Source organism: Streptomyces sp. NBC_00086 (assembly GCF_026343255.1).
GTDB lineage: Bacteria > Actinomycetota > Actinomycetes > Streptomycetales > Streptomycetaceae > Streptomyces.
The window spans coordinates 1,007,372-1,019,949 of record NZ_JAPELZ010000001.1 but is presented as its reverse complement, the minus strand read 5'-3'; the positions used below and the strand labels follow the sequence as shown (position 1 = coordinate 1,019,949).

At 72.4% G+C, this 12,578-nt stretch carries 12 protein-coding genes and 1 tRNA gene; 8 read left to right on the top strand and 5 right to left on the bottom strand.

Annotation, left to right across the window (positions count from 1 at the left end; genetic code table 11):
* Positions 1–12 precede the first annotated feature (12 nt).
* Entirely contained in the window at positions 13–765 is a 753-nt protein-coding gene (gene cobF, locus OG276_RS04665; protein ID WP_266903009.1) for a precorrin-6A synthase (deacetylating), read from the bottom strand.
* Between the two features lie 18 nt (positions 766–783).
* On the opposite strand from cobF, the gene OG276_RS04660 reads away from it, so the two are divergent.
* The 4 genes from OG276_RS04660 to OG276_RS04645 are packed head-to-tail and all read left to right on the top strand — an operon-like array spanning position 784 to position 4,154.
* Positions 784–1,557, top strand: coding sequence for a (Fe-S)-binding protein (locus tag OG276_RS04660; protein WP_266903007.1), 774 nt, complete (start codon positions 784–786; stop codon positions 1,555–1,557).
* Positions 1,554–3,131: a lactate utilization protein B gene (locus tag OG276_RS04655; protein WP_266903005.1), complete on the top strand. Its 1,578-nt coding sequence runs from the start codon at positions 1,554–1,556 to the stop codon at positions 3,129–3,131. The genes OG276_RS04660 and OG276_RS04655 overlap by 4 nt, the downstream gene beginning before the upstream one ends.
* Positions 3,128–3,760 carry an LUD domain-containing protein gene (locus OG276_RS04650; RefSeq protein ID WP_266903003.1) on the top strand — a complete coding sequence of 211 codons (633 nt, stop codon included), beginning with the start codon at positions 3,128–3,130 and terminating at the stop codon, positions 3,758–3,760. The genes OG276_RS04655 and OG276_RS04650 overlap by 4 nt, the downstream gene beginning before the upstream one ends.
* Positions 3,761–3,764: 4 nt before the next feature.
* Complete coding sequence (locus OG276_RS04645) at positions 3,765–4,154, top strand: VOC family protein (RefSeq protein WP_266903001.1); 390 nt, start codon at positions 3,765–3,767, stop codon at positions 4,152–4,154.
* Positions 4,155–4,290: 136 nt separating this feature from the next.
* Here the strand turns inward: OG276_RS04645 and OG276_RS04640 are convergent, their stop codons facing one another.
* Complete coding sequence (locus OG276_RS04640; protein WP_266902999.1) at positions 4,291–4,812, bottom strand: DUF309 domain-containing protein; 522 nt, start codon at positions 4,810–4,812, stop codon at positions 4,291–4,293.
* A 118-nt stretch (positions 4,813–4,930) separates the two neighbouring features.
* Here OG276_RS04640 and OG276_RS04635 point away from each other — a divergent pair.
* Positions 4,931–5,004 (top strand) — tRNA-Pro (locus OG276_RS04635).
* Positions 5,005–5,181: 177 nt separating this feature from the next.
* Positions 5,182–5,610, top strand: a complete 429-nt coding sequence (locus OG276_RS04630; protein WP_266902997.1) for a hypothetical protein — start codon at positions 5,182–5,184, stop codon at positions 5,608–5,610.
* On the opposite strand, the gene OG276_RS04625 is transcribed toward OG276_RS04630, so the two are convergent.
* Entirely contained in the window at positions 5,594–6,793 is a 1,200-nt protein-coding gene (locus OG276_RS04625; RefSeq protein ID WP_266902995.1) for a PP2C family protein-serine/threonine phosphatase, read from the bottom strand. The genes OG276_RS04630 and OG276_RS04625 overlap by 17 nt on opposite strands.
* A gap of 214 nt (positions 6,794–7,007) precedes the next feature.
* Positions 7,008–9,074 (bottom strand): phosphocholine-specific phospholipase C, encoded by a 2,067-nt coding sequence (locus OG276_RS04620; protein WP_266902993.1) that lies wholly within the window; start codon positions 9,072–9,074, stop codon positions 7,008–7,010.
* A 233-nt stretch (positions 9,075–9,307) separates the two neighbouring features.
* Between OG276_RS04620 and OG276_RS04615 the strand changes: the two genes are divergently transcribed.
* Positions 9,308–11,158 carry an ABC transporter ATP-binding protein gene (locus OG276_RS04615; protein ID WP_266902991.1) on the top strand — a complete coding sequence of 617 codons (1,851 nt, stop codon included), beginning with the start codon at positions 9,308–9,310 and terminating at the stop codon, positions 11,156–11,158.
* Between the two features lie 16 nt (positions 11,159–11,174).
* On the opposite strand, the gene OG276_RS04610 is transcribed toward OG276_RS04615, so the two are convergent.
* The gene (locus OG276_RS04610; protein ID WP_266902989.1) at positions 11,175–11,981 is read right to left on the bottom strand and encodes a BTAD domain-containing putative transcriptional regulator; all 807 of its coding nucleotides are present in this window, start codon (positions 11,979–11,981) and stop codon (positions 11,175–11,177) included.
* Positions 11,982–12,293: 312 nt separating this feature from the next.
* On the opposite strand from OG276_RS04610, the gene OG276_RS04605 reads away from it, so the two are divergent.
* Positions 12,294–12,560 (top strand): StsA-related sactipeptide RiPP, encoded by a 267-nt coding sequence (locus tag OG276_RS04605; protein WP_250741964.1) that lies wholly within the window; start codon positions 12,294–12,296, stop codon positions 12,558–12,560.
* Positions 12,561–12,578 lie beyond the last annotated feature (18 nt).

Sequence of the window (12,578 nt, the reverse complement as noted above, 5' to 3'; positions counted from 1 at the left end):
GCGCGGAAGGAATCAGTCGCGCCGGAGCAGGTACGTGTCCATGATCCAGCCCTTGCGGGCACGGGCCTCGGTGCGCAGCTCCTCGATCCGGCCGGCGACCTCCGCCAGCTTCCCCGAGACCAGGATCTCGTCGGGGGTGCCCACGTACGCACCCCAGTAGATGTAGAGGTCCTGGTCGAGGTGGGCGGTGAAGGCGTGCCGGGCGTCCAGCATCACCACCACGTCGTCCACCCCCTCCGGCCAGCCCTCCGCGAGCCGGCGCCCGGTGGTGATCTGGACCGGGCGGCCCACCCGGTTGAGGTTGGTGCGGTGGCGGGCCAGCAGCGAGGAGATGCTGCTGATGCCGGGCACCACCTCGTGCTCGAAGGCGACCCGGCCCTTCTCCAGCACCTCGTCGAGGATCGCGAGCGTGGAGTCGTAGAGGGAGGGGTCGCCCCACACCAGGAACGCGCCCGTCTCGCCCTCCGCCAGGTCCTCGGCGATGAACCGCTCGAAGAGCTCGGCCCGCGCGCTGCGCCAGCCGTCCACCGTGGGGGTGTAGTCGGAGGGCGTCCGGTCGCGGTCGGGATCGCGGCCCTCCACCAGGCGGTGTCCGGGGCGGGCGTGCGCGTCGAGCATCGCGCGCCGCAGCCCGGTCAGATCCGCCTTCTCCTCGCCCTTCTCCAGGATGAGGAATGCGTCCGCCGCGCCGATCGCCCTGACCGCCTGGAGGGTCAGATGGTCCGGGTCGCCCGCGCCTATGCCGATCACTGAGAACTTCTTCACCGGGCTATTGTGCCCATCATGCGAGCCGCCCTGTTCGTCACCTGCGTCAACGACGCGATCTACCCGCGCACGGGCATCGCCGTCGTCCGCCTCCTGGAGCGGCTCGGGGTCACCGTGGACTTCCCCGCCGCGCAGAGCTGCTGCGGTCAGCCGCAGTACAACACCGGCTACCGTCGCGAGGCCGAACCACTGGTCCGGCGTACCGCCGAGGCCTTCGCCGGGTACGAGTACGTGGTCACCCCGTCCGGCTCCTGCGCGGCCATGATCCGCTCCCACTACACCCGGATCGGGCGCGCGGCCGAGGCGGAGGGGCGGGGCCCGGGGCTTGCCGCGCTCGCCGAAGGCCTCGTACCGCGCGTGTACGAGCTCACCGAGTTCCTGGTCGACGTCCTCGGCGTGACGGACGTCGGCGCGTACTTCCCGCACACCGTCACCTACCACCCGTCCTGCCACGGCCTGCGGACTCTCGGCCTCGGGTACCGGCCCCGGCGGCTGCTGGCCGCCGTACGCGGTCTGGAACTGCGCGAACTGCCCGGCGCCGAGGAGTGCTGCGGCTTCGGCGGGACGTTCGCCGTCAAGAACCCCGACGTCTCGGCCGCGATGGGCACCGACAAGACCGCCCACGCGGTGTCCACGGGCGCCGAGGTCCTCTGCGGGGCCGACAACTCCTGTCTGGCCCACCTGGACGGCATCCTGCGGCGCCAGGGCGCCCCGCTGCGGGCCCTGCACCTCGCCGAGATCCTGGCCGCGACGGAAGAGGAGCCCGTCCAAGGGTTCGAAGGACTCGTATGACGGGCACCCACCTCGGCATGCCGGCCTTCCCCGAAGCGGCCCGCGAGGCCGTACGGGACGAGGTGCTGCGCGCCAACCTCCGCCACGCCACGCACACGATCCGCGACAAGCGGGCGCGCGCCGTCGCCGAACTGGAGGACTGGGACCGGCTGCGCGCGGCCGGCAAGGCGGTCAAGGACCACACGCTGGCCCACCTCGACCGCTACCTGCTCCAGCTGGAAGCCTCCGTCACCGCCGCGGGCGGCACCGTCCACTGGGCGGCCGACGCCGACGAGGCCAACCGCATCGTGACGGAACTGGTCCTGGCCACCGGGGAGAAGGAAGTCGTCAAGGTCAAGTCCATGGCCACCCAGGAGATCGGCCTCAACGAGGCCCTGGAGGCGGCCGGGATCGCCGCGTACGAGACCGACCTCGCCGAGCTCATCGTCCAGCTCGGCCACGACCGGCCCTCCCACATCCTGGTCCCGGCCATCCACCGCAACCGGGGCGAGATCCGCGACGTCTTCGCCGCGGAGATGGGCGGCTGGGGCCGTCCGGCCCCGGAAGGGCTGGGCGACGACCCGCGCGAGCTCGCCGAAGCCGCCCGGCTGCACCTGCGCGAGAAGTTCCTGCGGGCCAAAGTCGCCGTGTCCGGCGCCAACTTCATGGTCGCCGAGACCGGCACCCTGGTCGTCTTCGAGTCCGAGGGCAACGGCCGGATGTGCCTGACCCTGCCCGAGACCCTGATCTCGGTGGTCGGCATCGAGAAGGTGGTGCCCACCTTCCGCGACCTGGAGATCTTCCTCCAGACCCTGCCCCGCTCCTCGACCGCCGAGCGGATGAACCTGTACACGACCATGTGGACCGGGCTGGGGCCCTCGAAGGGCGCCGACGGCGACGGCCCCTCCGCCTTCCACCTCGTCCTCCTCGACAACGGCCGCACCGACACCCTCGCCGACGAGGTGGGCCGCCAGGCCCTGCGCTGCATCCGCTGCTCCGCCTGCCTCAACGTCTGCCCGGTGTACGAGCGCGCCGGCGGCCACGCCTACGGCTCCGTCTACCCCGGCCCGATCGGCGCCATCCTCAGCCCCCAGCTCCGGGGCACCGGCAGCGAGATCGACGCCACCCTGCCCTACGCCTCCACCCTGTGCGGGGCCTGCTACGAGGTCTGCCCGGTCGCCATCGACATCCCCGAGGTGCTCCTCCACCTCCGCGAACGCGTGGTCCAGGGCGGCCCGGTGACCCGCGAGGGCATCCGGGTCCGCATCCGCCCCGCCGACGGCCACACCGCCGAACGCGCGGCGATGCGGGCCGCCCGGATCCTCCTCGACCATCCGGGTGCACTGCGCGCGGGGGAGCGGCTGCTGGCCCGCGCCCGGCGGCTGCGACCGCGCCGGCTGCCGGGGCCCGGGCGGGCCTGGACCGACAGCCGGGAGCTGCCGGAGCTCCCGGAGCACTCGTTCCGCGACTGGTGGGCCCAGCGGGAGAAGGCGGGGCGGGAGAAGGCGGGGCGCGAGAAGGCGGGGCCCGCGAAGGTGGAGCCCGCGAAGGTGGAGCCCGCGAAGCCGGAGCACGAGAAGGGGGCACGCCCGTGAGCGCCAAGGAGCAGATCCTGGCCCGCATCCGCCGGGCCCTGCCGGAGCCGCGCCCGGACACCGGGATCCCCCGGGACTACCTCGCGGTCCACGGAGCCCGCACCCCGGCCGAGACCGTGGACCTGCTCGCCGCGAACCTCACGGAGTACCGGGCCAAGGTCCACCGGGTCGACGAGGACGGCATCGCCGTGCTGCTGAGGCGGCTCCTCGCCGAGCGGGGCTCCGAGTCCGTCCTGGTACCGCCCGGGCTGCCCCCGTCCTGGACGGCCGCCGTCGACGCGACCCTGATCCACGACCGCGCGGACTCCACCGCGCACCAACTGGACGCGGTGGACAGCGTGGTGACCGGCTGCGCCCTGGCGATCGCCGAGACCGGCACGCTCGTCCTGGACGGCGGCCCGGAGCAGGGACGGCGCCGGATCACCCTGATCCCGGACCACCACATCTGCGTGGTCCGCGTCCCCGGCCAGGTCGTGGACTCCGTCCCCCGCGCCCTGCCGCTGCTGGACCCCACCCGGACCCTGACCTGGATCTCCGGCCCCTCCGCGACCAGCGACATCGAGCTGGACCGGGTGGAGGGCGTGCACGGCCCCCGCACCCTGGAGGTGGTCCTCCTCGGCGCACAATGAGGGCATGTCCTCCCACCTCGCCCTCACCGCCCTCGTGGTCCACGACTACGACGAGGCGATCGACTTCTACACCCGCGCGCTCGGCTTCGACCTCGCCGAGGACACCCCTCGCCCGGACGGCTCCCGCTGGGTCGTGGTCCGCCCGCCCGGCGCCAAGGAGTCCGCGCTCCTGCTGGCCCGTGCCAAGGACGACGCCCAGCGTTCCCGCGTCGGCGACCAGAGGGGCGGCCGGGTCGGCTTCTTCCTCTACACCGACGACTTCGCCGCCGACCACGCCCGGATGACCGCCGAGGGCGTCCGCTTCCTGGAGGAGCCGCGCCACGAGGCGTACGGCTCGGTCGCCGTCTTCCAGGACCTCTACGGCAACCGCTGGGACCTCCTCCAGCCGGCGTAGCCCCGGCCGGGCATGGGAACGGGATCACCCGGGGAGGCCGCCGTGCCGCCCCGGCCGGGCCGGACCGCCGGGGAGGCTGGTGTTCCGCACCTCCCGGGCGCCCGGAGCCGGTCCGCCCGTTGCCGGCGCCCCGCGCTCAGGCCGGGCCGGGCCCGCCCGTGAGGTGCGGGGCCTCGGCCGCCGCGTCGACGGCCGCCCCGGACTCCACCCGCCCCGCCAGCTCCCGGGCCCAGCCGACGAGCCCGACCAAGTCCATCCCGTACGGGGGGCCGCCCTCGAAGGCGGTCGCACCCCCGGCTGCTTCCCGCCCGGCCAGGGCCAGGGCATCCGCTCCGCGGCGCAGCAGCCGGGCCCCGCCGACCGCGTTCCCGCGCGCGGAGTGCGTCAGCCCGACCGCCAACTGCGCCAGCGCCCGCCACAGCGGTGCCTCGGCATCGGGCCCGGATTTCCAGGCGTCCTCGAACACCTCGTGCGCGTGGAAGGGCATCCCGGCGTCCAGCAGCAGCTGCGCCTGCACCACCGTCTCCCCGGGCGTCCGCACCACTCCCTCGGGCTGCCGCTCCACTCCTTGGGCCCCGTAGGGCAGCGGCCGCCCCAGCCCGTCCCTGGGCCGCGCGTTCCGCGCCCGCCCCTCACCGTCCCGATCCCGTGCGTTCACCCTTCCATCCTCGCTTCCTCCCCTTCCCGCCGATAACCGGTGCATGGACACCCCTCGGTGTGGGGTAATGTTCTGCATGTGCCGCCGAGACGGGGGAAACCCCAGATCAGAAGCACATCGGGACGTGGCGCAGCTTGGTAGCGCACTTGACTGGGGGTCAAGGGGTCGCAGGTTCAAATCCTGTCGTCCCGACTTTGCTTTATGCGAGTCGGAGGTCGTCTTCTCAGAAATGAGAAGGCGGCCTTTCGTGCGTTCGGGGCCCTGAGGGGCGTTGCACCCGTCGGCCTCGCCCCCGCGGTGCGCCGGCGCGCACATCGTGACCAGGTGCTTTCCCTTGACGGGGTGCCAAAGGATGGCAAGGGAATCCGCATGCGAACCAGCGAGGACGCTCTCCTCGACCTCATCCGGAGCAGCGGCCTGGAAGTGGAAGCGGTCTGGGGGAACGATCCCGGCCCCTCGGTGGACGCGGCCTGGCGTGCCGTGGCGGGGTTCGGCGTGGAGCCCAGCGCGTCCGTTGCCTTGGAGGGGGACCTCGGGGGAGTCCACGAGCTGTGGCTGGAACACGCGCGTCGAGGCGATGTCATCGGTGAGGACGGGAGGTTCCTCCTCACGGCGGTCGTGACCGGAAGCTCCGGAGTCGGCTGGGTCCGGGTACGCCTCACGGACACCGCCGACGTGTCCCGGCTCGTCGACGACCAGGGACGCGTCGAGTTCATCGCCCGCTCCCGGTCCGGCGGCCGCATCTGCGGGATCACCGCGGAGGAGTACGACTACTGGATCGTCACGCTGAGTCTGTGAGCCGGGGGCGCAGGCGCGCGGCCAGCACGGCGACGTCGTCCTCGGCGTGCTGCGCGTCGAGTCCGGCGCAGACCGCGTCCACCACCTCCGGGAGGCTCGTCCGGGAGCCCAGGCGCAGGGCCGCGAGTCTGGCCAGGGACGTCTCGATGTCCTCGCTGCGCCGCTCCACGAGGCCGTCCGTGTACAGCAGCAGGGTCTGGTCCGGGGTGATCGGCCGGGCCAGGGCCTCGTAGCCGCCGACGCCGGTGCCCAGGGGCGGGCCGACGGGTACGTCGATGAGTTCGCCGACGCCGTCGCGGCTGAAGAGAGCGGGCGGCAGGTGCCCCGCGCTGGCGTAGAGGGCCATGCTCCGGGCCGGGTCGATGCGGACGAGCAGGCAGGTGGCGGGCCTGCGGGTGTCGTCGGAGGCGGACAGGGAGTCCAGCTGGCGCAGGACCCGGTGCGGGGCGAGATCGGTGGAGGCGACCTCGCGCAGCACGGAGCGGTAGGCGTTCATGTCGACCGCGGCCTCCAGGCCGTGCCCCATCACGTCCCCGACGGCGAGGAGGGTGCGGCCGAAGTGCAGGCGGATCGTCTCGAACCAGTCGCCGCCGACCAGGGCGCGGGCCCCGGCGGGCAGGTAGCGGCTGGCGACCTCCAGGTTGGGGTGGGGCCGGCCGGGTTCCGCGACCAGGGCGCGTTGCAGATCGAGCGCGGTCGTCTCCGTCGCCGCGAGGCGCCGGGCGTGACCGAGGTGGATGGCGGTCAGGCGGGCCGCGAAGTGCAGGGTCGCCAGCTCGTGGTCCCCGTAATCTCCCCGCGTGCGGGAGGTGAGGAGCCTGCCGTACAGCTCGCCGCGGGCGGTCAGCGGGACCGAGGCGAGGTACGTGCGGGTGGCCCCGGCGCCCGCGGTCCACGTTTCGAGGGGATGGTCGCGGTCCAGCGCCCGGACCAGCGCCGCGCCGCCGGCGCCGGTCGCGTCCAGGAGGGCCGTCGCGCCGGCCACCGCCACGCGTTCGGTACGGGCGCCCGGGCCGATGGCGCCGGGACCGGTCAGGTCCACGGCCGCGGCGTCGGACAGGGTGCGGCACAGGAATCCGGCCAGCTCCCGGCAGGTCTGCCGCTCGTCGGGGGAGGTTCCGATCTGCTCCAGGGCCTCCTCCATGGAGCGCAGCCGCGCCTCCAGCCCGCCCTGTTCCGACACGTGCCTCCTTCGCCCGCCACTCGCCGCTCCACTGCCCTGGAGGGCATTGCATCAGCCCGCCCGCCCCGCGGGCGCCAACCTGGCGGGTGTTGCGGGACGGATCCTGCGGCTGAAGCGCGCCTGAAGCGCGCCTGAGGCGCGAAGTGCCCGCGGGGCCGCCTGGAGCGGCGCCGCGGGCACTTCGTCGTGAGGTGCCGTCAGGAGGACTGGTCCGTCAGGAGGACTGGTCCGTCAGGATCGCCGGGTCCGACAGGCCCGCCGCGCCGGTCTCCACCTTTCCGGCGAAGCGGCGCAGGAAGGCCGGGGAGCCGGAGGCGGTGACCGTCACGTCGTACCAGCGGCGGGTGTTCTTCAGGGAGACGGTGTGCGTGACGGTGGCGCCCTTGGCGACCGTGAGGCGCTTCGGGCTGCCGCCGTAGGCGTTGGCGACGGTCAGCGTGGCGGTGGCGGTTCCCGCGTTGGTGAGGGTCAGGTCCAGGTTCCCGGTCCTGGCGTTGTGGCGGGCGGTGACCTCGGGGCCGGGGGTGGTGCCCGGGTTGCGGAAGCCGCGCAGGAAGCCGTTGGGGCCGTGCACGGTCAGGTCGGTAGACCCGGCCGAGTAGGCGGTGTTCCAGGTGTCCGCGATCGACTTGCCGGCTTCGGTGGTGTAGGTCCAGGGGGCGTCGGTGCGGTTGCCGGAGGTGACGTAGAACTGCGCGCCCAGCTCCGGGCCGCCGCTGAACGTCAGCCGGAACTTGCCGTCCGCGACGAGCGCGGCGCCGTCCACGTACGGGGCGTACTTGAGCGCGCGGGTGGGGCGCAGCCCCTTCTCCTGGCGGGGCATGGCCCCCTGCGCCGGCGGGTTGGCCCGGAAGTCGGGGTGGCGCTCGCGGTCCGGCGGGAACCAGCCGTCGGTGTCGGGCAGCGGGGCCGGGGCGGTGTCCTTGCGGGCGAAGTCGAAGGCGGAGGTGAGGTCACCGCAGACGGCGCGGCGCCAGGGCGAGATGTTGGGCTCGTGGACGCCGAAGCGCTGCTCCATGAAGCGGATGACCGAGGTGTGGTCGAAGGTCTCGGAGCAGGCGTAACCGCCGGTGCTCCAGGGGGAGACCACGAGCATCGGCACGCGCGGGCCCAGGCCGTAGGGTCCGGCCACGTACCCGGCCTTGCCGGGGAACACGTCCAAGGCGGTGGGCGTGGTCGACAGGCCCTGCGCGGCGCCGGCGGGCGCGTACGGCGGGACGACGTGGTCGAAGAAGCCGTCGTTCTCGTCGTAGGTGATGAACAGCGCGGTACGGGCCCACACGTCGGGGTTGGCGGTGAGCGCGTCCAGGACCTGGGAGATGTACCAGGCGCCGTAGTTGGAAGGCCAGTTGGAGTGCTCGCTGAAGGCCTCGGGGGCGGCTATCCAGGAGATCTTCGGGAGGGTGCCGTTCACGACGTCCGCACGCAGCTGGTCGAAGTAGCCTTCGCCCGCTGCGGCGTTGGTGCCCGTACGGGCCTTCTCGTACAGGGCGCTGCCGGGCTGGGCGCCCCGGTAGGTGTTGAAGTACAGAAGGGAGTTGTCCCCGTAGTTGCCGCGGTAGGCGTCGTTGATCCAGCCCCAGGAGCCGGCGGCGTCGAGGCCGTCGCCGATGTCCTGGTAGACCTTCCAGGAGACCCCGGCCGCCTCCAGGCGCTCCGGGTAGGTGGTCCAGCCGTAGCCGGCCTCGGCGTTGTTGAGGACGGGGCCGCCGCCCTGGCCGTCGTTGCCGGTGTGGCCCGACCAGAGGTAGTAGCGGTTGGGGTCGGTGGAGCCGATGAACGAGCAGTGGTAGGCGTCGCAGATGGTGAACGCGTCCGCCAGGGCGTAGTGGAAGGGGATGTCCTGGCGGGTCAGGTGGGCCATCGTGGTGGCGGTCTTGGCGGGCACCCAGTTGTCGTACTTGCCCTTGTTGAAGGCGCTCTGGCCGCCCGCCCAGTCGTGGTTGAGGCCCTGGAGGAACTCCATGCCGAGGTCCTCGGACGGCGGCCGGAAGGGCAGCGTCTCCTTCGTGCCGTCGGACTGGTGCCAGACGGACTTGCCGCTGGGCAGGGTCACCGGGCGCGGGTCGCCGAAGCCGCGGACACCGCGCAACGCGCCGAAGTAGTGGTCGAAGGAACGGTTCTCCTGCATGAGCACCACGATGTGCTCGACGTCCGCGATGGAGCCGGTGGTCCCCTGCGCGGGGATCGCGGCGGCACGGGCGATGCTTTCGCCCAGCATCGTCAGGGCCGTGGTGCCGCCCGCGAGCTGCAGGAAACGCCGACGATTGAGTTCTGCCATGGCGGGAACGACCTCCGCGGTTGAGGGGTGCTGAGCAACCCCAGCACAGCGCGTCCGGGGTTCCGGTAAGGGAGCCTGGCGTGACGCGGGTGCGTACACCAGGCGAACGGCGGTCGGCTTTCGAGCCCAGGTCGGCCGGTTTTGGGCTACCGGGAGAAAAGCCTTGGACCGCGTGGGCGCCCGTGCGGGACACTCCGCTCTCCGACCAGACGGTCCGAGAAGGCAGGGTTGGGATGGGATCGCCCGAATCGCACGATAGTTCACGGAACACGAGTCCACCGCGCAGGAGTCCGGTACTCCTCGCACTTCGCTACTACGGGCGGGAGCTGGTCCGCCTGCGATGGCTGACGGCGCCCGCGATGCTGCTCCCGGCGCTGGGCAACATCGGCATCCACTACGTCGCGCCGCTGGTCGTCGCGAAGCTCGTCGGCCGCATCGCGGGAGGAGAGCCGGTCGCCGAGGGGATCGGCGGCGCCCTCGGCTGGGCCATGCCCTACGTCCTAAGCTTCGCCGCGGTCCTGCTGCTCGCGGAGGCGTTCTGGCGCCTCGGACTGCACTGTCTGAACCGCCTCGACGCCCGCGGGATCGAGCAGCTCTACGTCACCGGTATGGATGAACTCTTCGCCAAGGACGCGGCGTTCTTCCACGACAACTTCGCCGGATCGCTGACGAAGCGGGTCCTGAGCTTCGCCTCCCGCTTCGAGGAGTTCGTCGACACGCTGACGTTCTCGGTCATGGGCAGCTTCGTGCCCCTGCTGTTCGCCTCGGTGGTGCTGTGGCAGTACGACCCGCTGCTCGTCGTCGGGCTCCTGGTGATGATCACGATCACGGGGCTGTGCGTGGCGCCCCTGATCCGCCGCCGCCAGGTGCTCGTCGCCCGGCGGGAGGAGGCGATCGCCCGGGTGTCCGGCCACGTGGCGGACAGCCTGATGAACATGGACACCGTCCGGGCCTTCGCCGCCGAATCGCGCGAGGCCGCCGAACACCGCACCCGGGTCGCGGAGTCGAGGAAACTCACCCTGCGCTCGTGGGACTACGGCAACCTGCGCATCGACACGCTGGTCGCGCCGCTGTCCGTGGCGACCAACGTGCTGGGGCTGATGCTCGCCATCGTGCTCGGCGGGGGAGCGCACGGGGTGGAGGCGGTCATCGTCGCCTTCACCTACTACGCCGGCGCGACGCGGATCATGTTCGAGTTCAACCAGATCTACCGCCGCCTGGAGAGCTCGATGACGGAGGCCGCACAGTTCACCGAACTGCTGCTGACACCGCCGACCGTGCTCGACCCGGTGGAGCCGGAACCGCTGCGGCGCCCGCCGGCCGCCGATGTGCGGTTCGAGCGGGTGACCTTCGGCCACGAGGGCGGGAAGCCCCTCTTCGAGGGCCTGGACCTGGACGTGCCCGGAGGCTCGAAGCTCGGTCTCGTCGGCCGGTCCGGCGGGGGCAAGACCACGCTCACCCGGCTGCTGCTGCGGATGACGGACATCGACGGCGGCCGGATCCTGATCGGCGGGCAGGACATCAGCCGGCTGAGCCAGGCCGACCTGCGCAGCCTGATCGCCTACGTCCCCCAGGACCCGGCGATGTTCCACCGCACGCTGCGCGACAACATCGCCTTCGCCCGCCCGGGCGCCACCGAGGCGGAGATCCGCCGCGCGGCCGAGGCGGCGCACGTCACGGAGTTCGCCGACGGGCTGGCGGACGGCTTCGACACCATGGTGGGCGAGCGCGGGGTGAAGCTGTCCGGCGGGCAGCGCCAGCGGGTCGCCCTCGCCCGGGCGATCCTGCGCGACGCGCCGATCCTGCTCCTCGACGAGGCGACCAGCGCCCTGGACTCCGAGAGCGAGATCCTGGTCCAGGACGCGCTGTGGCGGCTGATGGACGGGCGGACGGCGCTCGTGGTCGCGCACCGGCTGAGCACGGTCGCCACCATGGACCAGCTCGTCGTGCTCGACCACGGCCGGATCGTCGAGCAGGGCACGCACCACCAACTGCTGGCCGCGGAGGGCGCCTACGCGAAGCTGTGGCAGCACCAGTCGGGCGGCTTCATCGACGACACCGGGGCACGGGCCGACATGCGCTGACCGGGTGGACGGGCGGTCAGAACTCCGCGGCGAGGGCGAGCTGTCGCTCGCGGTCCTGTCTGAGCAGCTGGGGGATGGCGCCGCTCGGCGCGACGCCCAGTTCGGTGGAGAGCAGTTCCTGATAGCCGCGGTAGCGGCGGTGAGCGTCGGCGATCTCGCCGACGAACAGGCACGATTGCACGGCTATCCGCCGGGGCCCCTCCCGCAGGGGGTCGGCCTGGGTCGCGGCGTCGGCCAGTTCGAGCACCGCGGAGTGCTGCCGGTGCTGGAGGAACCTCTCGGCGAGCCGTTCCAGGGTCTGCACGCGCTGGAGCCTCCACTTCTCCTGGAACGGTACGAGCCAGTCGTCGTCCCAGTCGTTCAGCAGCGGGTGCCGCAGGAGGCTCCACGCCTGCGGCAGCCGGTCCTCGGCGCCCGCGGCCGCCCCGGCCGCGGGCCCGGCGGCTCCGACCGCCGCCCCCGGCGCCCCCGACGTCCCGACCGCCCCGGACACCGCCGCGATCAGCCTGGCCGCCGCCCGGTAGTCCACCTCGACGTGATCGGCGAGGCTGATGGTGGTGTGCGAGGCCCTCAGCAGCCCCCCGGCCGTGGCCTGATTTAACCGCCACACGGTCTGGCGCAACCGGGCCCCCGCCCGGTCCGGCGGGGCATCGGGCCACAGCCGGGCGGCCAGGTCGCCGCGCCGCAGCGGGCGGTCGGCGAGCACCAGGGCGGCGACGAGCCGTTGCTGGATGTCGCTGAGATCGGTGACCCGCTGGTCGGTGCGGCAGACGAAGCCTGGCAACAGCGATATGTGCACGATGCCTAAGCCGGTGGGATTCATCGCACCTCTCGGGTCGTCCGACGGGCCGCCGGCCGCCGGGTGGGCGCTCCATTGATCCCTATTTCCACGTTCGCTTCACATGAGCTTCACAACGGCTGTGGTACGAGCGTGCGGCAAGGCCTGGAGATCGTCAACACCCGTGCGCGGCGCGTTCCAGCCGTCCCGACACTCTGTCGGAAGGCGCCACGCCCGCGTTGCGTATGTCCCCTTCGTCGCTCCCGCACAACCCACATTCGTGGGGTTGTTTCACCGGTCCGCCGCGCGCAGTCTCGGTTGCGTCCCCGATCGAACGCGACAGCGAAAGGTGGAAGCATGACCTTCAACGCCCTGGAGTCCCTGCGTGCGGCCGGTGTCATCGGCGGCACGATGGCGCCCGCTCTCGAAGAGTTCTACGCCAGCCTGACTCCCGAGGAGACCAAGGTCCTCATCTCGACGAAGACCCGCCTCGCGGCGATCCTGCCCGACGTGGTGGCGCACTCCCAGGACTGGACCTCCCCCGAGGCCACGAAGGAGGGCTTCGACGCCGCGATGCTCTGTGCCTGCGGCCTCTGGTCGGGATCGGGCCAGGCCGAGAACTGACCGTTTCACAGGCGGGGT